This window comes from Salmonella sp. SAL04202 (genome assembly GCF_046550775.1).
In the GTDB taxonomy this organism is placed as follows: domain Bacteria; phylum Pseudomonadota; class Gammaproteobacteria; order Enterobacterales; family Enterobacteriaceae; genus Salmonella; species Salmonella enterica.
Genome location: NZ_JBGDXK010000004.1, coordinates 260,359 through 284,994, shown reverse-complemented (window position 1 = coordinate 284,994; position 24,636 = coordinate 260,359). Strand labels below are relative to the sequence as shown.

Below are 24,636 nucleotides of genomic sequence, written 5' to 3'. Positions count from 1 at the left end.
AGGAAGGGAAAAGAGTAGGCCGGATAGGCATTTATGCCGCCATCCGGCAAGCAGACGCAGTCCTGTCCGATGACGTATTATTCGTCAGACGCATAACCTTGCGGCGGCAGACGACGCCCGTCCAGCCAGGCGGCGTTATCGCGCATCTTTAGACGCCCCTGCGCAAACCAGCTAATCACCAGCGGATAAATCGCATGTTCCTGAGTCTGTACGCGTGCGGTGATATCATCTTCGCTGTCGTCGGCAAAAACCGGCACCTTCGCCTGGAGAATGACCGGGCCGCCGTCGAGTTCGTCTGTCACGAAATGTACCGAGGTACCGTGCTCCTCATCGCCGTTTTCCAGCGCCTGGCGATGGGTATGCAACCCCGGATATTTTGGCAGCAGGGAAGGGTGAATGTTCAGCAGACGCCCGTAGTAATGCGCGACAAACATCGGACTCAGAATACGCATAAAACCGGCCAGCACGACCACATCGGGCGCATACGCGTCTATCTTGCGAATCAACTCGCGATCGAAGGCGTCGCGGCTGTCAAACCGATCGGCAGTCAGCGCTTGCGCCGGAATGCCGGCTTCTCTGGCGCGTTCAAGGCCGAACGCGTCGGCCTTATTGCTGAATACTGCCCTGAGGGTGCCTTTAATTTTCTTCGCTTCGCAGGCATCGATAATCGCCTGTAAATTGCTTCCATTGCCGGAAATCAGCACCACAATATTCATTATTCAATAACCACACGCTGTTCGGAATCAGAGGCTTTGATGATACCGATTTTCCATGCGTTTTCACCTTTCTCGTTTAGCAGAGCAAGCGCTTTGTCCGCTTCCGGAGCGGAGAGCGCTATCACCATGCCGACGCCGCAGTTAAAGGTACGGTACATTTCATGTCGACTGACATTACCGGCGGTTTGCAGCCAGGTAAAGATGGCGGGCCACTGCCAGGACGACTCATTAATTACCGCCTGGGTATTCTCCGGTAGAACGCGCGGAATATTTTCCCAAAAGCCGCCGCCGGTGAGGTGGGCGATAGCGTGCACATCGACGTTTTCAATCAGTTCCAGAACCGATTTTACGTAGATACGGGTTGGTTCAAGCAGATGATCGGCCAGCGGCTTCCCTTCCAGCAGAGTGGTTTGTGGGTCGCAGCCGCTAACGTCAATAATTTTCCGCACCAGCGAATATCCATTCGAGTGCGGGCCGCTGGAGCCGAGCGCAATCAGCACGTCGCCTTCGGCAACCCGGGAGCCGTCGATGATTTCTGATTTTTCGACTACGCCGACGCAGAAACCTGCCACATCGTAATCTTCGCCGTGATACATGCCCGGCATTTCCGCCGTCTCGCCGCCGACCAGCGCGCAGCCGGATTGCAGGCAGCCTTCGGCAATACCGTTGATCACGCTGGCGGCGGTATCGACATCCAGTTTACCCGTGGCATAGTAATCGAGGAAAAACAGCGGTTCCGCGCCCTGAACGACCAGATCGTTTACGCACATCGCCACCAGATCAATACCGATAGCGTCGTGACGCTTTAAGTCCATCGCCAGGCGAAGTTTGGTGCCTACGCCGTCAGTGCCGGAAACCAGTACCGGTTCACGATATTTTTGCGGCAACGCGCACAGCGCACCGAAACCGCCCAGACCGCCCATAACCTCCGGGCGGCGAGTTTTCTTCACTACGCCTTTGATTCGATCAACCAGAGCGTTACCCGCATCAATATCGACGCCGGCATCTTTATAGCTAAGAGAGGTCTTATCGGTCACTGCCTGGTTCCCCACGTTTTTTCTTGCGGTAAAAGTTAAATTCGGCGCAATTCTAACAGGGAAAGCAAACGTTTGCGAGCGTGGTCTGCGCCCTGGATATCCAAGCGATTTTTTGGCATGGTTTCGGTCGCTGCTTGAAAATTTCCCTGTTGGTAAAAAAGAAAAGGATATCCAGCACTTGGTTTACGACAGGCGGTCGGGACAGGTCATTCACCCTTAAAATTGCTAATATTCAATCGGTTGTTAGCCTTTATCGCCTGTTTCAACGTGAGTGATTTATACTCACTTTTCCGCTATCTGCGCTTTTGGTTGATCCAGGTCAAGCATACATTGTGTTGCGTCAGAGAGGAAAAGCGGTATAATCCGGCGATTTTTTTTGTGGTTGCCAGTCATCTGAGGATAGGAGAAGAGTATGAAGATCGTGGAAGTCAAACACCCACTCGTCAAACACAAGCTGGGTCTGATGCGTGAAAACGACATTAGCACTAAACGCTTTCGTGAACTCGCCTCAGAAGTAGGCAGCCTGCTGACGTATGAAGCGACAGCCGACCTGGAAACGGAAAAAGTCACCATCGAAGGCTGGAATGGCCCGGTGGAAATCGACCAGATCAAAGGTAAAAAAATTACCGTTGTGCCGATTCTGCGCGCGGGTCTGGGCATGATGGAAGGCGTTCTGGAAAATGTACCGAGCGCGCGTATCAGCGTAGTCGGGATGTACCGTAACGAAGAGACGCTTGAGCCAGTACCTTATTTCCAGAAACTGGTATCGAACATTGATGAGCGCATGGCGCTGATCGTCGACCCGATGCTGGCGACCGGCGGTTCTGTCATCGCGACCATCGACCTGCTGAAAAAAGCAGGCTGTAGCAGCATTAAGGTGCTGGTGCTGGTCGCCGCGCCGGAAGGCATTGCGGCGCTGGAAAAAGCGCACCCGGACGTTGAACTGTACACCGCCTCTATCGATCAGGGGCTTAACGAGCACGGATACATTATTCCGGGGCTTGGCGATGCCGGCGATAAGATTTTTGGTACCAAATAAGTGAATAAATAATTAAAAGCCGACTTTAAGAGTCGGCTTTTTTTTGAATAAAACAACTCATAACAAACACACTTAGAGGAAAACACTATGACGCGCCGTGCTATCGGGGTGAGTGAAAGACCGCCGCTTTTACAGACAATCCCGCTTAGTTTACAGCACCTTTTCGCCATGTTTGGCGCGACCGTGCTGGTGCCAGTTCTGTTTCATATCAATCCCGCGACGGTGCTGCTGTTTAACGGTATCGGAACGTTGCTGTATCTCTTTATCTGCAAAGGTAAAATTCCTGCCTACCTTGGATCGAGCTTTGCCTTTATTTCCCCGGTATTACTGTTGTTGCCGCTGGGTTATGAAGTGGCGCTGGGCGGTTTTATTATGTGCGGCGTGTTGTTCTGTCTGGTCTCTTTCATCGTTAAAAAAGCGGGCACCGGCTGGCTGGATGTGATGTTCCCGCCTGCGGCAATGGGCGCAATCGTTGCCGTCATCGGTCTGGAGCTGGCTGGCGTCGCGGCGGGGATGGCCGGATTACTGCCTGCGCAAGGGCAGTCGCCGGACACGAAAACAATTATTATCTCCATGGTCACGCTGGCGGTGACGGTGTTCGGCTCCGTACTGTTTCGCGGTTTCCTGGCGATCATTCCGATTTTGATCGGCGTGCTGGCGGGCTATGCGCTGTCATTCGCGCTGGGAGTGGTCGATACCACGCCGATTGCCCAGGCGCACTGGTTTGCGCTGCCGACCTTCTATACGCCGCGTTTTGAATGGTTCGCGATCCTGACGATTCTGCCCGCGGCGTTGGTCGTGATCGCCGAGCATGTCGGTCATCTGGTGGTGACGGCGAATATCGTCAAAAAGGATTTAGTGCGCGATCCCGGTTTGCACCGCTCGATGTTCGCTAACGGACTGTCGACGATCGTCTCCGGTTTCTTCGGCTCCACGCCGAATACCACCTATGGGGAAAATATTGGCGTCATGGCGATCACCCGCGTTTACAGTACCTGGGTTATCGGCGGCGCGGCGATTTTCGCCATTCTGCTTTCCTGCGTCGGCAAACTGGCGGCGGCGATTCAGATTATCCCGTTACCCGTGATGGGCGGCGTCTCGCTACTGTTGTACGGCGTTATCGGCGCGTCGGGGATTCGCGTATTGATCGAATCGAAAGTCGACTACAACAAAGCGCAAAACCTGATCCTCACCTCGGTGATTTTGATCATCGGCGTGAGCGGCGCGAAAGTGCATATCGGCGCGGCAGAATTGAAAGGGATGGCGCTGGCGACCATCGTCGGGATTGGCCTGAGCCTGATTTTTAAACTGATTAGTCTGTTGCGTCCGGAAGAAGTGGTACTGGAGGCAAATGATGCGGAGCCTCCGCATCAGTAACGGGTTGCCGGGCAGCGATGCTGCCCGGTTCTATCTCAAGGGAATTATGTGGTAAACTCAGCGCGATTTTATGTCATCCTGGGTTGAGGTATCTCTGAACACACCGGCACAGCTCTCTTTGCCACTTTATCTTCCTGACGACGAAACTTTCGCAAGTTTCTGGCCGGGGGATAACGCCTCTCTACTGGCCGCGTTACAAAACGTGTTGCGCCAGGAACATAGTGGATATATCTACCTTTGGGCGCGTGAAGGCGCGGGCCGCAGCCATTTACTGCACGCCGCCTGTGCTGAACTGTCGCAGCGTGGAGATGCGGTAGGCTACGTCCCGCTCGATAAACGTACCTGGTTCGTGCCGGAAGTGCTCGACGGTATGGAACACCTCTCGCTGGTGTGTATTGATAACATTGAGTGTGTCGCTGGCGATGAACTGTGGGAGATGGCGATCTTTGATCTCTATAACCGCATTCTGGAGTCCGGTAAGACGCGGTTATTGATCACCGGCGATCGTCCGCCAAGACAGTTAAATCTGGGCTTGCCCGATCTCGCTTCCCGTCTGGACTGGGGGCAAATCTATAAACTCCAGCCTCTTTCCGATGAAGACAAACTTCAGGCGCTACAGTTGCGCGCCCGGTTACGGGGGTTTGAACTGCCGGAAGATGTCGGGCGGTTTTTACTCAAACGTCTTGATCGCGAAATGCGCACGCTGTTTATGACGCTGGATCAGCTCGATCATGCGTCGATCACTGCCCAGCGAAAATTGACGATCCCGTTTGTCAAAGAGATCCTGAAACTGTAATACGCCGCGACGGCGGCGTTCAACGGTTAACCGAGGATGTCCAGCACCTGCTCAGGCGGTCGGCCAATGCGCGCCTGACCATTTGCCACCACAATGGGGCGCTCCATCAGTTTAGGGTGTTCAACCAGCGCCTGGATTAACGCCTCTTCACTCAGCTGGCTATCCGCCAGGTGAAGCGTCTTATAGAGATCTTCTTTCTGGCGCATCAGTTCGCGCGCGCTGGACATGCCCAACATACGCAGCAGTTCCCGCACGGTGGCGGCGTCGGCGGGCGTATCCAGATAAAGCACCACTTCCGGTTCCACGCCGTTAGATTTCAGCAGGTTCAGCGTGTCGCGGCTCTTCGAGCAGCGCGGGTTATGGTAGATTTTAATCGTGTCGGTCATGAGTTCTCCTTGTGACGCCATCCGGCTAATAAACGGCGATTACATTTTCGTGTATGGCTTGAAGCGTTCCTGTAACTGGCGCAACTGGTCGATACGCGCATCGTAACGCGCCTGTTGCTGGCTACCCAGTTTTGCCTGGGCGCTGGCGCTACTGAGCAGTGAAATTGCCTGATCCAGTCGTCCCGCCAGCGCATAACTTTCAGCGCGCGCCGCCAGCTCCTGATCGCGGTTGTTCAGCGCGGCTTCGGCCTGAGCAAGCAGATCCCAGCCGTTACCGTCATCTTTATGGCTAAAGGTGTAGCGATTCAGAATGGTTTCCGCCGCTTTCGGCTGGCCTCCCTGGAGGTACGCATTGGCGAGGTTTAACTGCAGCACAGGATTAACGCGCAGATCGCGGGCATTTTTCAGGCGATTAATCGCGTCGTTGGCTCTTTTCTGCCCGAGGTCAATATCGGTGGCGAGGTCAAGATACCAGGCATTGTTCGGTTCCGCGCTTAACAGCGGCTGCAACGTTTTGCGCGCTTCATCGTACTTGCTCGCTTCCATCGCCTGCAACGCCCGGCCATATTGCGCCGCATGTTGCTGACGCACGTTGCCTTTAGACCACTGATCCAGCAGGTCGCTGGTGAGCTGGTTACGTCCGGAATTGTACATTCCCAGGGCGCGCGCTTTGGCGAAATAAAAGTCGGCGGAAGATTGCACCACGACCGGGCGCATCTGGTTGGCACGGTTGCGGGCATCCGCAAGGCGGCTTTCCGGTAAGGGGTGAGTGAGCAAAATTTCAGGCGGTCGCGTGGAGTAACGCGCCTGGTCGAGCAGTTTTTCGAGGAAAGAGGGCATCGCCTGTGGGTCAAATCCGGCGCGTTGCAGTACCTGAATACCAATACGGTCGGCTTCTTGCTCATTTTGCTGGGTGAAACTTATCATTCCCTGGCGCGTTCCCGCCAGAGTACCGGTTAGTGCCGCCATACCGGCCTGTGGGCTGGCCATGGCCAGCAAAATGGAACCCAGCGCGCCCACCCAGGTAAGCGGCGCGCTGCGCTTTTGATCTTCCATCGCGCGCGCCAGGTGGCGCTGCGTCACGTGGGAGATTTCATGCGCCATGACTGAAGCTAGCTGGCTTTCGTTATCCGCGTAGCGAAAAAGCGCCGAGTGCAACACCACATTGCCGCCAAAAAACGCGAACGCGTTGATTTCGTCATTATTGATCAAGAAAAAATGGAAGGGCGTTTTGACGGAGTCGGCGTGCGAGACCAGACGCATACCCAGCGCGTTAATGTATTGCACCAGCAGCGGATCGTTGATTAACGGCGCGCTGCCGCGTAGCTGGCGCACATAAAAGTCGCCCATTTGCATCTCTTGTCCGATAGAAAGCGTGCTTCCTGCCGAGGTTCCCATATCGGGCAGCGTGTCGGCAGGGTCGGCAAATGCGGGCGCGACCTGACCGAGAGCCAATGCTGCAATGAGGGTTGCCACCAGGTTTTTTTTCAACTGCCTGAACATAACCTCTATCCTGTTGTTTTGAGATAGCCCTTTGACCAACGTCGTGAAATATCGTTCCACGCTCCGACACTTCATAAGTGTAACTGTGATGAGCACAGACTCACTATTTTAGTTTCCTGAATCAACGATAAAAAGCGAAGTCTTTTTTGTGACATTTCGATACAATTCGGCATCACAATCCCGCAGTTGAGTTCTGGGAAGGGTTTTATGCTCGAAATGTTAATGCAATGGTATCGCCGTCGCTTCAGCGACCCGGAGGCGATTGCCTTGCTGGTCATTCTGGTGGCTGGTTTTAGCATCCTCTTTTTCTTTAGCGGCCTGTTAGCGCCGCTGCTGGTCGCTATCGTACTGGCCTACCTGCTGGAGTGGCCGACGGCGCGCCTGCAGGCGATTGGCTGTTCCCGGCGCTGGGCAGCCTCCATTGTCCTTATCCTCTTTGTCGGCATTCTGTTATTAATGGCGTTTGTGGTGATGCCGATTGCCTGGCAGCAGGGTATTTACCTGATTCGTGATATGCCCGGTATGCTGAATAAACTGTCCGATTTTGCCGCGACCTTGCCGCGACGCTATCCGGCGCTGATGGATGCGGGCATTATTGATGCGATGGCGGAAAACATGCGTACCCGGATGCTTAACATGGGCGATTCGGTGGTGAAGTATTCGCTGGCTTCGTTAGTCGGGCTACTGACGCTGGCGGTATATCTGGTGCTGGTGCCGCTGATGGTCTTTTTCCTGGTAAAAGATAAAGAGCAGATGCTGAATGCCGTGCGCCGCGTGCTGCCGCGTAATCGCGGGCTGGCGGGGCAGGTGTGGAATGAGATGAATCAGCAGATCACCAACTATATCCGCGGAAAAGTGCTGGAGATGGTAGTGGTGGGCGTGGCGACCTGGCTGGGCTTTTTGCTGTTTGGCCTCAACTATTCGCTACTGTTGGCGGTACTGGTGGGCTTTTCGGTCCTGATCCCCTATATCGGCGCCTTTGTGGTAACAATTCCGGTGGTGGGCGTCGCGCTGTTTCAGTTTGGCCTGGGGACGGAATTCTGGAGCTGTTTTGCCGTTTATCTGATTATTCAGGCGCTGGATGGCAATCTGCTGGTACCGGTACTTTTCTCCGAAGCGGTGAATTTGCATCCGCTGGTGATTATTCTGTCAGTGGTGATTTTCGGCGGTCTGTGGGGTTTCTGGGGAGTGTTTTTCGCCATTCCATTGGCGACGCTGATTAAAGCCGTTGTCCATGCCTGGCCGGATGGTCAGGTGACGGATACCTCATCCTGAGCGGTCTGTACAAAAGTTGTAAAGCGTGAACGACATCATAGTGTCCTGCCGCCATTTTGCGCACGCCTGATGAGGGACAAGCGCTTAGAAAGCCGCTCTTTTTTTTAATGCCGCACCGTGTTGCGGCATTTTTATTGTCGGAACCTACAAAATTCTCGCTGTAAAGCCGCCAAAATTTGGTGACTTAGCCTAAGCATTCTTCTGAGAAATTCGTTAATAAGTGACATCATTGATGCGAGATTGTTTTTTTAATGTGAAGCGATAACGAAACAGGGAATGAGTGTGTTGAGAAAACATTACTTGAAAGGGTATACCGCGCGGCAAATTGTACAGCGAGCCATGAAAATTATTCCTTACTCGGTAAACGTCATGGATGAACATGGCGTCATTATCGCGTCTGGCGAACCTTCGCGGCTTCGCCAGCGTCATGAAGGGGCCATTCTGGCGCTGAAGGAAAACCGTATTGTAGAAATTGATTCCGCTACCGCCAATCAGCTAAAAGGCGTGCGATCCGGCATTAATCTTCCCATCTCTTTTCATGAACAGCTTATCGGCGTGGTCGGCATTACCGGCGAACCGGAGGAGGTTCGCGCGTATGCCGAGCTGGTTAAAATGGCGGCGGAGCTGGTGATCGAGCATATGGTGCTGATCGAACAGCGACAGTGGGATAAACGCTATCGCGAAGAGCTGATCAACCAATTGATTTTGCGAGAAAATTCAACAGAGTCGTTGCGCTCTATGGCGGCCTATCTGGGCATTGATCTGGCGGTTCCCAGAGTGGTGCTGATTATTGAACTTTCCCAGCCGGATCGCGAAGCGTTGCGCAATGTAATGGATTATTTCGAGAATCACGCGCGCAACCATTTGGTGACGTTTACCGAATTTAATGAATTAATCATTATTAAGCCTATCACGTTAAAAGAGGGAAAGTGGAATACCCGCCAGGAAATGGGCGAATTGCAGATTTTTAAATCATGGGCTGCATCATCGGGCTTTAGCCGTATTTTGGTTGGGGGTTATTTTGCCGGCGAGACGGGATTGCACCGATCTTTGCTCACTGCGAGAGCCACGCAGGCGATGGCGAAAAGACAAAAGCTGCGCAGCCAGTACATTTTTTATCATGACCACGCGCTTCCCGCGCTGCTAAGCGGGCTGTCTGAAAGTTGGCAAGTGCAGGAGTTATCGCGTCTGTGGCTGCAACTGGCGCAACATGACGCGAAAGGCGTATTGCAACAGACGCTGCGGACCTGGTTTGAACATAATTGTGACCTGACGCAAACGGCCAAAGCATTGCATATTCATGTGAATACATTGCGCTATCGCTTACAGCGCTGTGAGGATATTACGCACATAAAAATCAATGAGTTAAAAAGTACGCTTTGGCTTTATATCGGTATGGAGCTCCAGGCCGAATCTGTACCGTCCGACAAGTTACCGCTGCCTGGTCGAATCGAAATTTGTTGAAAGCTCCAGCGGATTTTTAGGCGGGTTTTTCCATACTGCGCGCTCCATGTTAAAGGAGGCGCAGTATATGACGTCGATATCCACCCTGGGAGCCATTGCCGCATTGGTTGTGGCCATCGTATTAATTTTAAGAAAAGTGTCGCCAGCCTACGGCATGATGGCGGGCGCGCTGGTCGGCGGTTTGATTGGCGGTGCCGATCTTCTGCAAACCGTGTCGCTGATGGTGTCAGGCGCGCAGGGCATCGTTAATGCCGTATTGCGTATTCTGGCCGCAGGCGTACTGGCGGGCGTATTAATTGAGTCCGGGGCGGCGAATACGATTGCTGAGACGATTGTCCGCAAAGTGGGGGAAACCCGGGCATTATTGGCATTAGCCATTGCCACACTATGTTTGACCGCCGTCGGCGTATTTATTGATGTGGCGGTGATTACCGTCGCGCCGATTGCGCTGTCGATTGCGCGTAATGCAGGGCTGTCAAAAAGCGCTATTCTGCTGGCGATGGTTGGCGGCGGCAAAGCGGGTAACGTGATGTCACCCAACCCGAACGCTATTGCCGCCTCCGATGCGTTTCATGTTCCTCTTACCTCTATTATGCTGGCGGGCGTGGTTCCGGGCATCGTTGGGCTTATTATCGCCTATCTGTTAGCGAAACGGCTGAATAATAAAGGCGCGGGCGTCGCCGATCATGAAGTGACTCACCATGATGACTCCGTCGCCAGACCCGGTTTTCTGGTGGCGATTAGCGCGCCGCTGGTCGCTATTTTTCTGCTTTCTCTCCGTCCGTTTGCCGGCATTTCCATTGACCCGTTAATTGCCCTGCCCGTAGGGGGATTGGTCGGTCTGCTGTTGATGGGACGCGCGCGCCACTGTAACCAGTACATGGTCGCTGGTCTGATGCGTATGGCGCCTGTCGCTATTATGTTGCTGGGAACCGGTACGCTGGCCGGCATTATCGCTAATTCCGAACTTAAAGATGTCCTGATTCATGGCCTCACCGCTTCGGGATTGCCATCCTGGCTGCTGGCGCCCGTGTCTGGCGCCATGATGTCAATGGCGACGGCCTCAACCACGGCGGGAACGGCGGTGGCGTCCGGCGTTTTCTCTCCCACGTTACTTGAACTTGGCGTTTCCGCCCTGGCGGGAGCCGCTATGATCCATGCGGGCGCCACGGTGCTGGACCATCTGCCGCACGGCAGCTTTTTCCACGCGACGGGCGGCAGCGTCAATATGCAAATTCATGAACGTTTAAAGCTAATGCCATATGAAACGCTGGTGGGGCTAGCCATTACCCTTATTTCTACTCTGATGTTCGGTTTCTTTGGTTTTGCAGGATAATCCCTATGAAAATTGTTATTGCTCCTGATTCATTTAAAGAAAGTTTGTCCGCAATGGCGGTCGCTGAGGCGATAGAAAAGGGGTTCCGCGAAATTTATCCTGACGCCGACTACGTTAAAGTGCCCATGGCGGATGGCGGGGAAGGAACCGTACAATCAATGGTGGAGGCCAGCGGCGGGCGTTATGTCGACCAGTGGGTACAAGGCCCGCTTGGGCAACCGGTGACCGCGCGCTGGGGAATGCTGGGCGATAGCGATACCGCCGTGATTGAAATGGCGGCGGCATCCGGGCTGCATCACGTTTCGCCTGAATTGCGCAACCCGCTTAATACCACCAGCTACGGCACCGGCGAGTTAATCGTCGCGGCGCTGGAGCGTGGCGTAAAGCGTATTATTCTGGGAATTGGCGGCAGCGCGACGAATGACGGCGGCGCGGGGATGATGCAGGCGCTTGGCGTTATATTGCGCGATAAACAGGGGCGCTCGCTTTCTCCGGGCGGCGAGGCGCTGGCGGCGCTGGCCTCTATCGATCTGTCCGGTTGTCACCCATTGCTGCGTAAGGTATCGATAACCGTGGCGTGCGATGTCAACAATCCGCTGTGTGGTCCCCAGGGCGCATCGGCCATTTTTGGCCCACAAAAAGGGGCGACAGCGGAAATGGTGAACACCCTGGACGCGGCGCTGGAAAACTGGGGCCGACATATTTATCAGGCTACGGGACGTGAGGTGATTAACGCTCCCGGCGCGGGCGCGGCAGGTGGAATGGGCGCCGCGCTTTTAGGATTGCTCAATGCGGAATTACGCGCCGGCGTAGAGATTGTTGTGGAAACGCTACAGCTTGAGCAGGCGGTTAAAGATGCCGATCTGGTGATTACCGGAGAAGGGCGGCTGGACAGCCAAAGTATTTGCGGCAAGACGCCGATTGGCGTCGCCAGAGTGGCGAAGCGGTATCATAAACCGGTTATCGCGCTCGCCGGTGGGCTGCAACACGATCATCACGTTGTGTATCAGCAGGGTATCGATGCAGCGCTGTCGATTTTGTCGCATATCGTTACGCTGCCGGAAGCCTTACTCGAGGCGGAATATAACCTGAGCCTGTCGGCGCGCAATGTGGCGGCGATATGGCGTCTGGCGCGGCAAGCCTGACGGCGCATTCCCTTTCCAGGCCGCACATCAGCGCGGCCTGAGGCTTTTACGCGTTTTCTTTCAGCCAGTTCAGCACCACATCATGGTGATTGCTGGTTTTAAAATCATTAAAGACGTGTTCAATCTTACCATCAGCGTCAATCAAAAAGCTGATGCGGTGAATGCCGTCATACGTTTTGCCCATAAACGACTTTTCGCCCCAGACGCCGAACTGTTCACACACCTGATGGTTTTCATCGGACAAAAGGGTAAAGTTCAGCAGCTCTTTTTCAGCGAAACGGGAGAGTTTTTCAGGTTTATCGGTGCTGATGCCCAGCACGTCCACGCCTGCTTTTTTGAGCTCGTCCATGTTATCGCGTAAGCCGCAGGCCTGCACGGTACAGCCGGGTGTCATGGCTTTTGGGTAGAAATAAACCAGAACGCGCTGTCCCTGGAAGTCGGTCAAATTTACTTGTTCCCCGTCTTGATCCGGCAAGCTAAATTTCGGTGCGATATCACCGGCTTTCAGTGGATTCATTACTTAACTCCATCCTGTTCATCATGTTGTGAGTAATTGACGACGTTTATACTGCCTTGCGCATTGAGTTCTGTACATAGTGCTTTAAAGGCTTGCTCAATATTTGCGGAATTTTGCGACGCCGGGCTATGTGCGGTGATTTGAATAAATAATTGCGCAGCTTTATCACCTTCAGCCGGCTGCGTGCGGGAGACCAGCTCCGCAATATTCATTTCATGACTATTAAACAGCGCGGTGAATCGCTCAATTAAATGCGGGGAGTCGGCGACCTCAACCTGAACCCATACCGTCGCGGGCATTGCCGGGCGGGGGCGGTCGGACGTCCGTTTCATCACAATCAGCAGATCCAGCTCCGCGCCTTTTAACGGCAATGTCGATTCAATCAAGGTAATCGCGTTCCACGTGCCGGACAACAGCATAATAAACGTGAATTCATCGCCCAGCATCGCCAGTCGGCTGTCTTCGATATTACAGCCGCAACTGCTGACATGGCGAGTAATGGTATTCACAATACCGGGCCTGTCGGCGCCCAGCGCAGTGATAACCAAATAGTGTTGTGATGACGGTGTCAAACCAGTTATTCCTTTGAGCGGTGAGGTAATCTTAAGGAAACCATAAAAAAAACCTGCATACAACAATCAGAACGGCTTTGGTCGCTTGCTTTTATTGCCATACCAAACGTACCATTGAGAGACTTGTTTGCACAGAGGATGGCCCATGTTCACGGGAAGTATTGTCGCGCTTGTTACGCCGATGGATGAGAAAGGTAACGTCAGTAGGTCTTGCCTGAAAAAACTCATTGATTATCATGTCGCCAACGGTACCTCGGCGATTGTTTCGGTTGGCACCACCGGCGAGTCTGCCACGCTAAGCCATGATGAACATGGCGATGTCGTGATGATGACGCTGGAACTGGCTGACGGACGTATTCCGGTTATCGCCGGCACGGGCGCAAACGCGACCGCGGAAGCGATTAGCCTGACGCAGCGTTTTAACGATAGCGGCATTGTTGGCTGCCTGACGGTAACGCCGTACTACAATCGCCCGACGCAGGAAGGTTTGTTCCAGCATTTCAAAGCCATCGCGGAACACACTGACTTGCCGCAAATTCTGTATAATGTGCCGTCCCGTACCGGTTGCGATATGTTGCCGGAAACCGTGGGTCGTCTGGCGGAAATAAAAAATATTATCGCTATCAAAGAGGCGACAGGGAACTTAACCCGCGTTCACCAGATCAAAGAGCTGGTTTCAGACGATTTTATTCTGCTTAGCGGCGATGACGCGTCTGCGCTGGACTTTATGCAACTGGGTGGTCATGGCGTGATTTCCGTTACGGCTAACGTAGCGGCGCGCGAGATGGCTGACATGTGCAAACTGGCGGCGGAAGGGCAATTTGCCGAGGCGCGCGCTATCAACCAGCGTCTGATGCCGTTACACAACAAACTATTTGTCGAACCCAATCCTATCCCGGTGAAATGGGCATGTAAGGCATTGGGTCTTGTGGCGACCGACACGCTGCGCCTGCCAATGACGCCTATCACGGACCATGGTCGTGACATCGTCAAAGCAGCGCTTCAGCATGCTGGCCTGCTGTAAAGTTTAGGGAGATTTGATGGCTTACTCAGTACAAAAGTCGCGCCTGGCGAAGGTTGCGGGTGTTTCGCTTGTTTTGCTGCTCGCTGCCTGTAGTTCCGATTCGCGCTACAAGCGCCAGGTAAGCGGCGATGAATCCTATCTGGATGCCGCGCCGCTTGCTGAACTTCACGCCCCGGCAGGAATGATCCTGCCGATAACGACCGGCGACTACGTTATTCCGGTCACGAAGGGGAGCGGCGCGGTTGGTAAGGCGTTGGATATCCGTCCGCCAGCGCAGCCGTTAGCGTTAGTGAGCGGCGCGCGTACCCAGTTCTCTGGCGATACCGCTACGCTATTGGTGGAAAATGGTCGTAGCAGCACGCTGTGGCCGCAAGTCGTCAGCGTGATTCAGGCGAAAAATTATCCGATTGAAAAACGTGACGATGCCAGCCAGACCCTGACGACCGATTGGGTGAACTGGAACCGCCTGGATGAAGACGAACAGTATCGTGGACGTTATCAAATCTCGGTGAAGCCGCAGGGCTATCAGCAGGCGGTAACGGTAAAACTGGTTAATCTGGAACAGGCTGGCAAGCCGGTCGCTGACGCGGCGTCGCTGCAGCGCTATAGCACGGAAATGATGAACGTCATTTCCGCCGGTCTGGATAAGACCGCTACGGATGCGGCAAATGCCGCGCAGAACCGTTCCGCCGCAACGATGGATGTGCAGAGCGCCGCTGATGATACCGGTTTACCTATGCTGGTCGTTCGCGGTCCGTTCAACCTCGTGTGGCAACGCCTCCCGGCCGCGCTGGAAAAAGTGGGCATGAAAGTCACCGACAGCACTCGCTCTCAGGGCAGCATGGCGGTAACGTACAAACCGTTGTCTGACAGCGACTGGCGGGATCTGGGCGCTAGCGACCCGGGCCTGGCATCCGGAGACTATAAATTGCAGGTCGGCGATTTAGATAACCGCAGCAGCTTGCAGTTTATCGATCCTAAGGGGCATACTCTGACGCAAAGCCAGAACGACGCGCTGGTTGCCGTCTTCCAGGCAGCGTTCAACAAGTAATTTAACAGGGCTGGAGTAATCCGGCCCTTTTTTCTGATAAGATACGCAAACGTGTGCGTCGGTACAAAAACGCGATTTAACCGCTATTTCGCACCACAATTACAGGCCGACGTCTCCGGCAGGCGTAGCAGGAAATGAATACTTATCGTTAATTCACACCCAGGAGTGTTAAAGATGCAAAAGCAAGCTGAGTTGTATCGTGGTAAAGCGAAAACCGTATACAGCACGGAAAACCCGGACCTGTTGGTGCTCGAATTCCGCAATGATACGTCAGCAGGGGATGGCGCGCGCATTGAACAGTTTGATCGCAAGGGCATGGTAAATAACAAATTCAACCATTTCATTATGACCAAACTGGCCGAGGCGGGCATCCCGACCCAGATGGAACGTTTGCTGTCTGATACCGAGTGTCTGGTGAAGAAGCTGGAGATGGTGCCGGTTGAATGTGTGGTGCGCAACCGTGCGGCTGGGTCGCTGGTCAAGCGTCTGGGCGTGGAAGAAGGCATGGAGCTTAACCCGCCGATATTCGATCTGTTCCTGAAAAACGACGCGCTGCACGACCCGATGGTGAATAGTTCCTACTGTGAAACGTTCGGTTGGGTAAGTCAGGAAAATCTGGCGCGTATGAAAGAGCTAACCTACAAAGCCAACGACGTACTGAAAAAACTGTTTGATGACGCGGGTCTTATCCTGGTGGATTTCAAACTGGAGTTTGGCCTGTATAAAGGCGAAGTGGTGCTGGGCGATGAGTTTTCGCCGGACGGTAGCCGCCTGTGGGATAAAGAGACGCTGGACAAAATGGACAAAGACCGCTTCCGCCAGAGCCTGGGCGGTCTGATTGAAGCCTATGAAGCCGTCGCGCATCGACTGGGCGTGAAATTAGATTAATTCCGCTTCTGACCGGAGGGCAACCGCTCTCCGGTATCATCCTTTCCTCATTCTGATAGCGTTTACCTGTGGTAATCCTGCGCCTGACCGCCTACGATCATCTGTATAACAAAGAGAGAATGAGGTGATTATGCGCTGGCAAGGGCGTCGTGAAAGTAACAATGTAGAGGACAGACGTAATCGGCCAGGCGGCCCCTCGCTGGGTGGCCCAGGCTTTCGTCTTCCGCGCGGAAAAGGCGGCATCATTCTGTTGGTGGTGGTGTTGGTCGCAGGGTACTATGGGGTGGATTTAACCGGTCTGTTGACCGGTCAGCCGGTTTCGCAGCAGCAGTCGACGCGTTCGATAAGCCCCAATGATGATGAAGCGGCAAAATTTACCTCGGTGATTCTGGCGACGACCGAAGATACCTGGGGGCAACTCTTTCAAAAAATGGGGCGCGGCTATCAGCAGCCAAAACTGGTGATGTACCGTGGTATGACGCGCACCGGCTGTGGTGCGGGTCAGTCCGTGATGGGGCCGTTTTACTGCCCGGCGGACGGCACCGTCTATATCGATCTCTCATTTTACGATGATATGAAAAATAAGCTGGGCGCGGACGGTGATTTTGCTCAGGGTTATGTCATCGCCCACGAAGTCGGCCACCACGTACAAAAACTGTTAGGTATTGAGCCGAAAGTACGCCAGTTGCAGCAAAACGCGTCGCAAACGGAGGTGAATCGCCTTTCGGTGCGCATGGAACTACAGGCGGATTGCTTTGCCGGCGTGTGGGGACACAGTATGCAGCAGCAAGGCGTACTGGAGGCGGGCGATCTGGAAGAGGCGCTCAATGCCGCACAGGCTATCGGCGACGATCGCTTACAGCAACAGGGGCAGGGGCGCGTCGTGCCGGATAGTTTTACCCACGGCACCTCAGAACAGCGCTACAGCTGGTTTAAGCGTGGATTTGACAGCGGTGACCCGGCGCAATGTAATACGTTTGGCAAAAACTTTTGATAAACCGGGGCAGGGATGTCTGATATCGATGCGCTACGGGCGTTAACGTCGCAAATGACACAGGAAGGTATTCGCCGTTTACTGGTCATCAGCGGCGATGCGGCGTGGTGCCGGGAACGGGCCGAGGCGATACGCGCTGTATTGCCCGGTGACTGGCTGTGGGTCGCGCCTGACGCGCCCGCCCAGCCGCGCTGTACGCCACAGGCGTTACAAACGCTGCTGGGCCGTGAATTCCGTCATGCGATATTTGATGCCTGGCAGGGCTTTGACGCCGCAGCGTTTGCCGCCCTGAGCGGGACCTTGCAGGCCGGAAGCTGGCTGCTTCTGCTGATGCCGCCGTACGAGACGTGGGAAAGCAGGCCTGATACCGATTCACTGCGCTGGAGCGACTGCGCGCAGCCTATCCCTACACCGCAGTTTGCACAGCATCTTAAACGGACTCTTTCCCGCGATCCGCAAACGCTGCTTTGGCGACAGCGCCAGCCGTTTTGCTGGCCATCTTATCCTTTCCGTGGACGCTGGCGACCCGCCACCGGCGAGCCGCAGCCGGAGCAGGCGGCTATCTTATCGCGTTTACGTGAAATGCCGCCCGGCGTGGCGACGGTGATTGCCCCCCGTGGGCGCGGCAAATCGGCGCTGGCCGGGCAATTCATCTCCCGGATGGCGGGCACGGCTATCGTGACCGCACCGGCGAAAACGGCAACGGATATCCTGGCAGCGTTTGCCGGTGAGCGGTTCTGCTTTATGGCGCCGGATGCGTTGCTGGCGAGCGGGGCAAGAGCCGACTGGCTGGTGGTTGACGAGGCGGCGGCAATCCCCACGCCGCTGCTGCTGCAACTGGTTTCGCGCTTTCCCCGCATACTACTCACCACCACCGTTCAGGGCTACGAAGGCACCGGACGCGGTTTTTTACTTAAGTTTTGCGCCCGTTTTCCGCAGCTTCACCGCTTCACGCTTCGTCAGCCTGTCCGCTGGGCGCCAGAATGCCCGCTGGAAAATATCGTCAGCGAGGCGCTGATATTCGACGATGAAGCGTTTGCGCAGGCGCCGCATGGCGGGATAGCAATCTCGGCGTTTTACCAGCAGGCCTGGAGGGAGACGCCCGCGTTGCCGAGGGCTGTGTATCAGTTACTGTCGGGGGCGCACTATCGTACTTCGCCGCTGGATCTGCGCCGAATGATGGATGCGCCAGGACAGCATTTCTTGCAGGCTACGGCGAATAACCGTGTGGCGGGCGCCCTCTGGCTGGTCGAAGAGGGTGGGTTATCCGCAGAACTCAGTCACGCTGTATGGGGCGGTTTCCGGCGGCCGCGTGGAAATCTGGTGGCGCAGTCGCTGGCGGCGCACGGTAGCGACCCTTTAGCCGCGACGCTGGTTGGGCGTCGCGTAAGCCGTATCGCAGTGCACCCCGCTCGCCAGCGTGAAGGCATCGGTCAGCAGTTGATTGCCTGCGCGTGCATGCAGGCGGCGCAGTGTGATTATCTTTCCGTCAGCTTCGGCTATACGCCGGAGCTGTGGCGTTTCTGGCAACGCTGCGGCTTTGTACTGGTACGGATGGGCAACCATCGGGAGGCGAGCAGCGGTTGCTATACGGCGATGGCGTTATTGCCGCTGAGCGACGCGGGAAAACGGCTGGCGCAGCAGGAACACCGGCGTTTGCGCCGCGATGCGGACATCCTGATGCAGTGGAACGGCGAGGCGATACCGCTGGCGGCGTTAGACGAACAGGCGCTTAATGATGAAGACTGGCGTGAGCTGGTCGGCTTTGCGTTCGCGCACCGCCCGCTACTGACATCGTTAGGTTGCCTGCATCGTTTACTGCAATACAGCGCATTACCATTACCGGCGCTGAGAGGGCGGCTGGAGGAAAAAGCCAGCGATGCCGAACTGTGCGCCCGGCTACGCATTTCAGGCCGTAAAGCTCTGCTGGCGTTGCAGCGTGCGCAGGCGGCGCAGGCGCTGATTGCGCTGGATGCCGGACGAACGCAGCGTTTGCGCGACGTAATGCCCGGCGGTGGGGACCATGCCGGATAGCGATACCTGTCCGGCATGATATCCGGTTACTTTTTCGGCTGATCTTTCTTCGGCCAGTCTTCTTCATCGTCCCACTTATCGTTAAAATCGCGATGCGGGGGCAGCTCAGGTTTATTGGCAAGGAATTTCTTATGGTCGATGCGTTTGAGATCTTTGATCACATTCAGCAGTACGCCTACCAGAAACACCAATACCAGAATCCACCAATATTTTGCCAGCCAGTCCATGCTTATTTCCTCTTACCGGAACGCTCATCAGGCGACGAGCTGTTCCATAATGCGTTGATACATACGGGCCAGTAGCTGGAGATCGGCGGCATTCACACATTCATTAATTTTATGAATGGTGGCGTTCACCGGCCCCAGTTCTACCACCTGCGCTCCCATACGGGCGATAAAACGTCCGTCGGACGTACCGCCCGTCGTCAGTAATTGCGGTTTAATTTCATTATAGTGCTCAATGGCGTTTACCACCGCGTCCACCAGCTTGCCGCGTGCGGTCAGGAACGGCTGGCCGGAAAGCCACCAGTCTACGGTATAACGTAGCTGATGCTTCTCAAGCAGCGCATGTACCCGCTCTTTGATCATCTCATCGGTCAGTTCCGTGCTGAAACGGAAGTTAAACTGCACGAACAGTTCGCCGGGAATGACATTATTGCTGCCGGTGCCTGCCTGGATATTGGCTACCTGCATACTGGTGGCCGGGAAAAAGTCATTGCCCCGATCCCACTCGATAGCGACCAGTTCATTAAGAAAAGGCGCGGCGCGATGAACAGGGTTATCCGCCAGATGCGGATAGGCGACGTGCCCCTGAACGCCATGAATAGTGAGGTTACAGGTGAGGGAACCGCGACGCCCGTTTTTGACGACATCACCCACAATTTCAGTACTGGAAGGTTCGCCGACCAGACAGTAATCCAGCCGCTCGTTACGGGCCATCAGCGCTTCAACCACCTTTACGGTGCCATTTTTTGCGCTGGCTTCCTCATCAGAGGTAATCAAAAATGCGAGACGGCCCCGGTGATGAGGATGCTGCGCAACAAAACGTTCAGCAGCCACTACCATGGCCGCCAGTGAACCTTTCATATCCGCCGCGCCGCGACCGAACAACATTCCGTCGCGAATCGTAGGTTCAAACGGCGGATTGATCCAGCGATCGACATCGCCAGCCGGTACGACGTCAGTATGCCCGGCGAACGCCAGCGTTTCGCCACGCCCACGCCATGCCCAAAAATTTTGCGTGTCGCCAAAATCCATATGCTCAATGGTAAAACCGATTTTACGCAGGCGTTCAATCATTAATGCCTGACAGCCTGCGTCATCCGGACTCAGGGAGGGGCGACGAATAAGTTGCTGTGTCAGCTCAATAACCGGGCACGACATAGACTACACCTCATCAAAAAACTGCTGATAACGGGATTCACTGAAACCAAGCAGCATAGGCTTCCCGGGCGCGCAGAGCAATGGGCGTTTGATGATTGCCGGCTGTTCAACCATGAGAGCAGCGGCGGAGTCGGCATCGGTAATCCCGCTGCGGTCGCCTTCATCCAGTTTGCGCCATGTTGTGCCGCGCGTATTCAGTAACGGCTGCCAGCCGAGTTCGGCAATAAAGGTATTAAGAAGGGGGAGGTCTATGCCATCCACACGGTAATCGTGAAAACGATAATCAATGCCATGCTCCTCCAGCCAACGGCGCGCTTTTTTGATCGTGTCGCAATTCTTAATGCCATAGAGGGTAATCATATTGAATCCTTTAACGCGAAATTCGAATAAATAATCAATAGTATCGTCTGCGGGATAATAAGTGTGGCTGTTAATGGTTATTTATCCAGCGCTGATCGGCAATCAATATAACATTGTTGAGTGAATGTGAATAATGATTCCAAAACGTTCCAGATGTGGCTTGTTTATAATTCGCGGGACAAATCCTATTTTGCGCACATGCAATTGATTGTTTTTTAACCCGATTTGATAAAGTAGTAGAAAAGGTATTAATGTTGCTAAATATTGCAGTAAGTCACATAAAATTTACGGCTACAGCGCCATAGTAATATCATAGACAGCATAACCAGAGGATATCGCAACAATCGGTTAAATGAACTTCTCTCTATACCGCTAACTACGTAGAATACCCATAATAATAAGAGAGGCTATTATGATTGAACGTGAACTGGGGAACTGGAAAGATTTTATCGAAGTCATGCTTCGTAAATAAATGCCTGGAAGGCACCGCGCTCCCATAGGGGATAAGAAAAGGCGACTCAACGAAAGTCGCCTTTTTTGTGCCCGACACCTCGTATCAGGCTGGCCGGGAGCTTATTCCGGGCGCGGCTTCAGCGGGAAGCGGCGACGTACCAGCACGAAAAACAGAGGTACAAAGAAGATAGCCAGAATGGTTGCTGAGATCATTCCCCCCATCACGCCGGTTCCGACAGCATGTTGGCTACCCGAGCCTGCCCCGGTGCTGGTGGCCATCGGCAATACGCCAAAGATAAACGCCAGCGAAGTCATCAGTATCGGTCGCAGGCGCTGGCGGCTGGCGTACAGCGTGGCGTCTAACAGCGCGTGTCCCTTCTGATTCATTTCGTTGGCGAATTCCACAATCAGAATCGCGTTTTTCGCCGAGAGGCCGATAACGGTCAACAGCCCCACCTTGAAGTAAACATCGTTTTCCAGCCCGCGCATCCAGGTAGCGAGTAGCGCGCCAATGACGCCGAGCGGCACAACCAGCATCACCGAGAAGGGCACCGACCAGCTTTCATACAATGCCGCCAGACACAGGAAGACGACTAATAGCGAAATAGCGTACAGCGCGGGCCCCTGCGCGCCGGAGAGCCGTTCCTGGTAAGACATGGCTGTCCATTCCAGGCCAAAACCGCCCGGTAGCTGATGCACCAACGACTCCATGACATCCATCGCCGTCCCGGTACTGACTCCCGGCGCGGCCTCTCCGACAATTTCTACCGCCGAATAGCCATTATAGCGTTCCAGACGCGGCGAGCCGGTTTCCCAGCGCGAGGTGGCGAAGGCGGAGAAGGGGACCATGCCGCCATCTTTGTTACGGACATACCAAAGATTAATATCGTCCGGCAACATACGATATTTCGCTGCGGCCTGAACATAGACCTTCTTCACGCGGCCCCGGTCCATAAAGTCGTTGACGTAGCTCGATCCCCAGGCTGTTTGCAGGGTGTCGTTGATATCGTCAATCGATACGCCCAGCGCCTGCGCTTTTCGTTGGTCAATATCAATTTGCAGTTGCGGGCTGTCGTCCAGGCCGTTGTGGCGCACGCGGGTCAAGGAACTGTTTTTCCCGGCCAGCTCAATGAGTTGATCTCGTGCGGCCATCAGCGCGTCATGGCCTGCTCCGGCGTGATCCTGTAATTCCATATCAAAACCGGCGGAGCTGCCCAGACCGCTAATTGCCGGCGGGCTGCTGGCGAAGACGCGAGCTTCTTTAATCTGGTTAAACGCTTTTGTCGCCCGCTCAATAATGGCGAACGAGGAGCCGGTGGTGGGATCGCGCGCGTCCCAGTCTTTCAAGCGAACAAACATGCGCGCGACGTTTTGCCCGTTCCCGCCAGGGCCGGAACCGACCGTCGAGAAGACCGACATAATGTTGTTTTTCTCATGGGTGAAGTAATAGTTTTCAACCTTTTCAACAACTTTCAGGGTCTGCTGTTGCGTAGAGCCGCTCGGTAGCTGGATAGACGTAGTGAACATGCCCCGATCTTCTTGCGGTAGAAAGGAGGTGGGGAGGCGCAAAAACAGGAACACCATTCCGCCAAGCAACAGAACATAAATCAGAATCCAGCGCAGGCTGCGATGCAAAATTTTCGCTACGCCTTTCTCATAACGTTCGGCATTACGATTGAAGGTACGGTTAAACCAGCCGAAAAATCCGCGTTGCCCGTGCTGCTCGCCTTTGTGCAGCGGTTTTAATAACGTTGCGCACAACGCTGGCGTCAGGATCATGGCGACCAGCACCGACAGCACCATTGCCGAGACAATGGTGATAGAAAACTGACGATAAATTGCCCCGGTGGTACCGCCAAAGAACGCCATCGGCACGAATACCGCAGACAGCACCATCGCGATACCGACCAGCGCCCCCTGGATTTGTCCCATGGATTTGCGCGTCGCTTCACGCGGCGTGAGCCCTTCTTCGCTCATGATACGTTCGACGTTTTCCACCACCACGATGGCATCGTCGACCAGGAGCCCGATTGCCAGCACCATCGCGAACATGGTTAATGTGTTAATACTGTAGCCGAACGCGTAAAGCACGGAGAAGGTGCCCATTAATACTACCGGCACGGCGATCGTCGGAATTAGCGTGGCGCGAAAGTTTTGCAGGAACAGGTACATCACCAGGAAAACCAGCGCGATAGCTTCCAGCAACGTTTTGACCACATCGATAATCGAGGCTTTGACAAAGGAGGTGGTTTCATACGCGATCTTGTATTCCAGGCCGTGAGGGAAGTACTGCGCCAGCTCGTTGAGGCGATCCAGTACCAGCTTCGCGGTCGCCATTTCGTTCGCGCCGGAGGCCAGCTTAACGCCAAGACCGGAAGCCGGATTGCCGTTAAAACGGCTGAGGTAGTCATATTTTTCCGCCCCCAGCTCCACGGTGGCGACATCGCCCAGTTTGACCTCGGAACCGTCCTGATTAACGCGCAGGGTGATATCGCGAAATTGTTGCGGCGTTTGCAGCAGCGACTGCGCATTAATGGTGGCGTTCAGCGCCTGCTTGTCGACCGAAGGCGTACCGCCAAGCTGCCCGACGGCGATTTGCGCATTCTGCGACTCAATTGCATCGGTCACGTCTTTCGTGGTCATCTGAAAACTATTCAATTTGGCCGGATCGAGCCAGATACGCATAGAGTACTGTGAACCATAAGCGTCAATATCGCCCACGCCGTTGACGCGGCTGAGCGGGTCCTGAATATTACTGGCGACGTAGTCGGCGATATCCTGCTTGTCCATAGAACCGTCGGTAGAGACGAAAGCGATGGTCAAAATATTGGTATCGCCCGTTTTGCGTACCGTGACGCCTTGATCCTGTACCGCCTGCGGCAGTTTACGCATCGCGGACTGTAACTGGTTTTGCACCTGCTGAACCGCCTCATCAGGATCGGTTCCCGCAATAAAGCTCAGGGTGATGGTCGCCTGTCCGGTTCCGCTGCTTTGTGATGACATGTACATCAGATTATCGAGGCCCGTCATATTCTGCTCAATAACCTGGGTTACGGTATTTTCCAGCGTTTGCGCCGACGCTCCCGGATAATTCGCGGTAATACGTACGTTGGGCGGCGCCAGATCGGGATATTGTTCAACAGGTAAAGAGAAAATGGCTAACGCCCCTGTCAGACACAACAGGATAGCCAGCACCCAGGCAAAAATGGGGCGATCGATAAAAAAATTCGCCATTAAAGGGAAACCTCGTGTTTCTACATATCGTTATAGATTTGAACTGCTTCACT

At 54.5% G+C, this 24,636-nt stretch carries 23 protein-coding genes; 13 read left to right on the top strand and 10 right to left on the bottom strand.

What is annotated here, in order from left to right; genetic code table 11:
- Positions 1 to 77: 77 nt before the first annotated feature.
- A complete protein-coding gene (purN, locus tag ACLJQJ_RS17605; protein ID WP_001028589.1) occupies positions 78 to 716 on the bottom strand; it encodes a phosphoribosylglycinamide formyltransferase in 639 nt (212 codons plus the stop codon).
- Positions 716 to 1,753, bottom strand: coding sequence for a phosphoribosylformylglycinamidine cyclo-ligase (purM, locus tag ACLJQJ_RS17600; protein WP_000130477.1), 1,038 nt, complete (start codon positions 1,751 to 1,753; stop codon positions 716 to 718). The genes purN and purM overlap by 1 nt, the downstream gene beginning before the upstream one ends.
- A gap of 412 nt (positions 1,754 to 2,165) precedes the next feature.
- Between purM and upp the strand changes: the two genes are divergently transcribed.
- The 3 genes from upp (at position 2,166) to ACLJQJ_RS17585 (ending at position 4,965) form a co-directional block, all read left to right on the top strand.
- Positions 2,166 to 2,792 carry a uracil phosphoribosyltransferase gene (gene upp, locus ACLJQJ_RS17595; RefSeq protein ID WP_000706208.1) on the top strand — a complete coding sequence of 209 codons (627 nt, stop codon included), beginning with the start codon at positions 2,166 to 2,168 and terminating at the stop codon, positions 2,790 to 2,792.
- Between the two features lie 87 nt (positions 2,793 to 2,879).
- Positions 2,880 to 4,169: a uracil permease gene (gene uraA, locus ACLJQJ_RS17590; protein WP_000198345.1), complete on the top strand. Its 1,290-nt coding sequence runs from the start codon at positions 2,880 to 2,882 to the stop codon at positions 4,167 to 4,169.
- 94 nt (positions 4,170 to 4,263) lie between these two features.
- On the top strand, positions 4,264 to 4,965 hold the full coding sequence (locus tag ACLJQJ_RS17585) for a DnaA inactivator Hda (RefSeq protein ID WP_061835882.1): 702 nt from the start codon (positions 4,264 to 4,266) through the stop codon (positions 4,963 to 4,965).
- A 26-nt stretch (positions 4,966 to 4,991) separates the two neighbouring features.
- Here ACLJQJ_RS17585 and arsC read toward each other — a convergent pair whose 3' ends face one another.
- Positions 4,992 to 5,351, bottom strand: coding sequence for an arsenate reductase (glutaredoxin) (arsC, locus tag ACLJQJ_RS17580; protein ID WP_000132650.1), 360 nt, complete (start codon positions 5,349 to 5,351; stop codon positions 4,992 to 4,994).
- A 39-nt stretch (positions 5,352 to 5,390) separates the two neighbouring features.
- Positions 5,391 to 6,854 carry a beta-barrel assembly-enhancing protease gene (gene bepA / locus ACLJQJ_RS17575; RefSeq protein ID WP_000489630.1) on the bottom strand — a complete coding sequence of 488 codons (1,464 nt, stop codon included), beginning with the start codon at positions 6,852 to 6,854 and terminating at the stop codon, positions 5,391 to 5,393.
- Positions 6,855 to 7,061: 207 nt separating this feature from the next.
- Between bepA and ACLJQJ_RS17570 the strand changes: the two genes are divergently transcribed.
- The 4 genes from ACLJQJ_RS17570 to ACLJQJ_RS17555 all read left to right on the top strand — a co-directional run bounded on the left by ACLJQJ_RS17570 (position 7,062) and on the right by ACLJQJ_RS17555 (position 12,074).
- Positions 7,062 to 8,129 carry an AI-2E family transporter gene (locus ACLJQJ_RS17570; RefSeq protein ID WP_000892057.1) on the top strand — a complete coding sequence of 356 codons (1,068 nt, stop codon included), beginning with the start codon at positions 7,062 to 7,064 and terminating at the stop codon, positions 8,127 to 8,129.
- A 276-nt stretch (positions 8,130 to 8,405) separates the two neighbouring features.
- Positions 8,406 to 9,593 (top strand): sugar diacid recognition domain-containing protein, encoded by a 1,188-nt coding sequence (locus tag ACLJQJ_RS17565; protein ID WP_001533732.1) that lies wholly within the window; start codon positions 8,406 to 8,408, stop codon positions 9,591 to 9,593.
- Positions 9,594 to 9,660: 67 nt separating this feature from the next.
- Positions 9,661 to 10,929 carry a GntP family permease gene (locus ACLJQJ_RS17560; protein WP_061424876.1) on the top strand — a complete coding sequence of 423 codons (1,269 nt, stop codon included), beginning with the start codon at positions 9,661 to 9,663 and terminating at the stop codon, positions 10,927 to 10,929.
- A gap of 5 nt (positions 10,930 to 10,934) precedes the next feature.
- Positions 10,935 to 12,074 (top strand): glycerate kinase, encoded by a 1,140-nt coding sequence (locus tag ACLJQJ_RS17555; protein WP_063809303.1) that lies wholly within the window; start codon positions 10,935 to 10,937, stop codon positions 12,072 to 12,074.
- A gap of 46 nt (positions 12,075 to 12,120) precedes the next feature.
- Here ACLJQJ_RS17555 and bcp read toward each other — a convergent pair whose 3' ends face one another.
- Complete coding sequence (bcp, locus tag ACLJQJ_RS17550; protein ID WP_001068686.1) at positions 12,121 to 12,591, bottom strand: thioredoxin-dependent thiol peroxidase; 471 nt, start codon at positions 12,589 to 12,591, stop codon at positions 12,121 to 12,123.
- Positions 12,591 to 13,163 carry a glycine cleavage system transcriptional repressor gene (locus tag ACLJQJ_RS17545; protein ID WP_000189061.1) on the bottom strand — a complete coding sequence of 191 codons (573 nt, stop codon included), beginning with the start codon at positions 13,161 to 13,163 and terminating at the stop codon, positions 12,591 to 12,593. Before ACLJQJ_RS17545 ends, bcp begins: the two co-directional genes overlap by 1 nt.
- A gap of 145 nt (positions 13,164 to 13,308) precedes the next feature.
- On the opposite strand from ACLJQJ_RS17545, the gene dapA reads away from it, so the two are divergent.
- The 5 genes from dapA (at position 13,309) to tmcA (ending at position 19,154) form a co-directional block, all read left to right on the top strand.
- Entirely contained in the window at positions 13,309 to 14,187 is an 879-nt protein-coding gene (gene dapA / locus ACLJQJ_RS17540; RefSeq protein WP_000494020.1) for a 4-hydroxy-tetrahydrodipicolinate synthase, read from the top strand.
- A 16-nt stretch (positions 14,188 to 14,203) separates the two neighbouring features.
- Entirely contained in the window at positions 14,204 to 15,238 is a 1,035-nt protein-coding gene (gene bamC / locus ACLJQJ_RS17535) for an outer membrane protein assembly factor BamC (RefSeq protein WP_000331877.1), read from the top strand.
- Positions 15,239 to 15,412: 174 nt separating this feature from the next.
- On the top strand, positions 15,413 to 16,126 hold the full coding sequence (purC, locus tag ACLJQJ_RS17530; protein WP_001171630.1) for a phosphoribosylaminoimidazolesuccinocarboxamide synthase: 714 nt from the start codon (positions 15,413 to 15,415) through the stop codon (positions 16,124 to 16,126).
- Positions 16,127 to 16,256: 130 nt separating this feature from the next.
- Complete coding sequence (locus ACLJQJ_RS17525) at positions 16,257 to 17,120, top strand: neutral zinc metallopeptidase (protein WP_001267523.1); 864 nt, start codon at positions 16,257 to 16,259, stop codon at positions 17,118 to 17,120.
- A 15-nt stretch (positions 17,121 to 17,135) separates the two neighbouring features.
- Positions 17,136 to 19,154, top strand: a complete 2,019-nt coding sequence (gene tmcA, locus ACLJQJ_RS17520; RefSeq protein ID WP_063809302.1) for a tRNA cytosine(34) acetyltransferase TmcA — start codon at positions 17,136 to 17,138, stop codon at positions 19,152 to 19,154.
- A gap of 26 nt (positions 19,155 to 19,180) precedes the next feature.
- On the opposite strand, the gene ACLJQJ_RS17515 is transcribed toward tmcA, so the two are convergent.
- The 3 genes from ACLJQJ_RS17515 to ACLJQJ_RS17505 are packed head-to-tail and all read right to left on the bottom strand — an operon-like array spanning position 19,181 to position 20,896.
- Positions 19,181 to 19,381, bottom strand: a complete 201-nt coding sequence (locus ACLJQJ_RS17515; protein WP_000383842.1) for a YpfN family protein — start codon at positions 19,379 to 19,381, stop codon at positions 19,181 to 19,183.
- Between the two features lie 27 nt (positions 19,382 to 19,408).
- The gene (gene dapE, locus ACLJQJ_RS17510; RefSeq protein WP_001277825.1) at positions 19,409 to 20,536 is read right to left on the bottom strand and encodes a succinyl-diaminopimelate desuccinylase; all 1,128 of its coding nucleotides are present in this window, start codon (positions 20,534 to 20,536) and stop codon (positions 19,409 to 19,411) included.
- Between the two features lie 3 nt (positions 20,537 to 20,539).
- Positions 20,540 to 20,896, bottom strand: a complete 357-nt coding sequence (locus tag ACLJQJ_RS17505; protein ID WP_000631923.1) for an ArsC family reductase — start codon at positions 20,894 to 20,896, stop codon at positions 20,540 to 20,542.
- A 412-nt stretch (positions 20,897 to 21,308) separates the two neighbouring features.
- Here ACLJQJ_RS17505 and ypfM point away from each other — a divergent pair, with 412 nt between their 5' ends.
- Positions 21,309 to 21,368, top strand: coding sequence for a protein YpfM (gene ypfM, locus ACLJQJ_RS17500; RefSeq protein ID WP_001386977.1), 60 nt, complete (start codon positions 21,309 to 21,311; stop codon positions 21,366 to 21,368).
- Between the two features lie 101 nt (positions 21,369 to 21,469).
- Here ypfM and acrD read toward each other — a convergent pair whose 3' ends face one another.
- A complete protein-coding gene (gene acrD, locus ACLJQJ_RS17495) occupies positions 21,470 to 24,583 on the bottom strand; it encodes a multidrug efflux RND transporter permease AcrD (RefSeq protein ID WP_063809301.1) in 3,114 nt (1,037 codons plus the stop codon).
- Positions 24,584 to 24,636: the final 53 nt, after the last annotated feature.

Excerpts from the sequence above, each read along its gene's own strand:
- ACLJQJ_RS17555 (WP_063809303.1), top strand. The coding sequence starts at position 10,935 with ATGAAAATTGTTATTGCTCCTGATTCATTTAAAGAAAGTTTGTCCGCA.
- ACLJQJ_RS17565 (WP_001533732.1), top strand. The coding sequence starts at position 8,406 with ATGAGTGTGTTGAGAAAACATTACTTGAAAGGGTATACCGCGCGGCAA.
- dapE (WP_001277825.1), bottom strand. The coding sequence starts at position 20,536 with ATGTCGTGCCCGGTTATTGAGCTGACACAGCAACTTATTCGTCGCCCC.
- bamC (WP_000331877.1), top strand. The coding sequence starts at position 14,204 with ATGGCTTACTCAGTACAAAAGTCGCGCCTGGCGAAGGTTGCGGGTGTT.
- bcp (WP_001068686.1), bottom strand. The coding sequence starts at position 12,591 with ATGAATCCACTGAAAGCCGGTGATATCGCACCGAAATTTAGCTTGCCG.
- bepA (WP_000489630.1), bottom strand. The coding sequence starts at position 6,854 with ATGTTCAGGCAGTTGAAAAAAAACCTGGTGGCAACCCTCATTGCAGCA.
- ACLJQJ_RS17505 (WP_000631923.1), bottom strand. The coding sequence starts at position 20,896 with ATGATTACCCTCTATGGCATTAAGAATTGCGACACGATCAAAAAAGCG.
- tmcA (WP_063809302.1), top strand. The coding sequence starts at position 17,136 with ATGTCTGATATCGATGCGCTACGGGCGTTAACGTCGCAAATGACACAG.
- upp (WP_000706208.1), top strand. The coding sequence starts at position 2,166 with ATGAAGATCGTGGAAGTCAAACACCCACTCGTCAAACACAAGCTGGGT.
- purN (WP_001028589.1), bottom strand. The coding sequence starts at position 716 with ATGAATATTGTGGTGCTGATTTCCGGCAATGGAAGCAATTTACAGGCG.
- dapA (WP_000494020.1), top strand. The coding sequence starts at position 13,309 with ATGTTCACGGGAAGTATTGTCGCGCTTGTTACGCCGATGGATGAGAAA.
- acrD (WP_063809301.1), bottom strand. The coding sequence starts at position 24,583 with ATGGCGAATTTTTTTATCGATCGCCCCATTTTTGCCTGGGTGCTGGCT.
- arsC (WP_000132650.1), bottom strand. The coding sequence starts at position 5,351 with ATGACCGACACGATTAAAATCTACCATAACCCGCGCTGCTCGAAGAGC.
- purC (WP_001171630.1), top strand. The coding sequence starts at position 15,413 with ATGCAAAAGCAAGCTGAGTTGTATCGTGGTAAAGCGAAAACCGTATAC.
- ACLJQJ_RS17515 (WP_000383842.1), bottom strand. The coding sequence starts at position 19,381 with ATGGACTGGCTGGCAAAATATTGGTGGATTCTGGTATTGGTGTTTCTG.
- uraA (WP_000198345.1), top strand. The coding sequence starts at position 2,880 with ATGACGCGCCGTGCTATCGGGGTGAGTGAAAGACCGCCGCTTTTACAG.
- ACLJQJ_RS17560 (WP_061424876.1), top strand. The coding sequence starts at position 9,661 with ATGACGTCGATATCCACCCTGGGAGCCATTGCCGCATTGGTTGTGGCC.
- ACLJQJ_RS17570 (WP_000892057.1), top strand. The coding sequence starts at position 7,062 with ATGCTCGAAATGTTAATGCAATGGTATCGCCGTCGCTTCAGCGACCCG.
- ACLJQJ_RS17525 (WP_001267523.1), top strand. The coding sequence starts at position 16,257 with ATGCGCTGGCAAGGGCGTCGTGAAAGTAACAATGTAGAGGACAGACGT.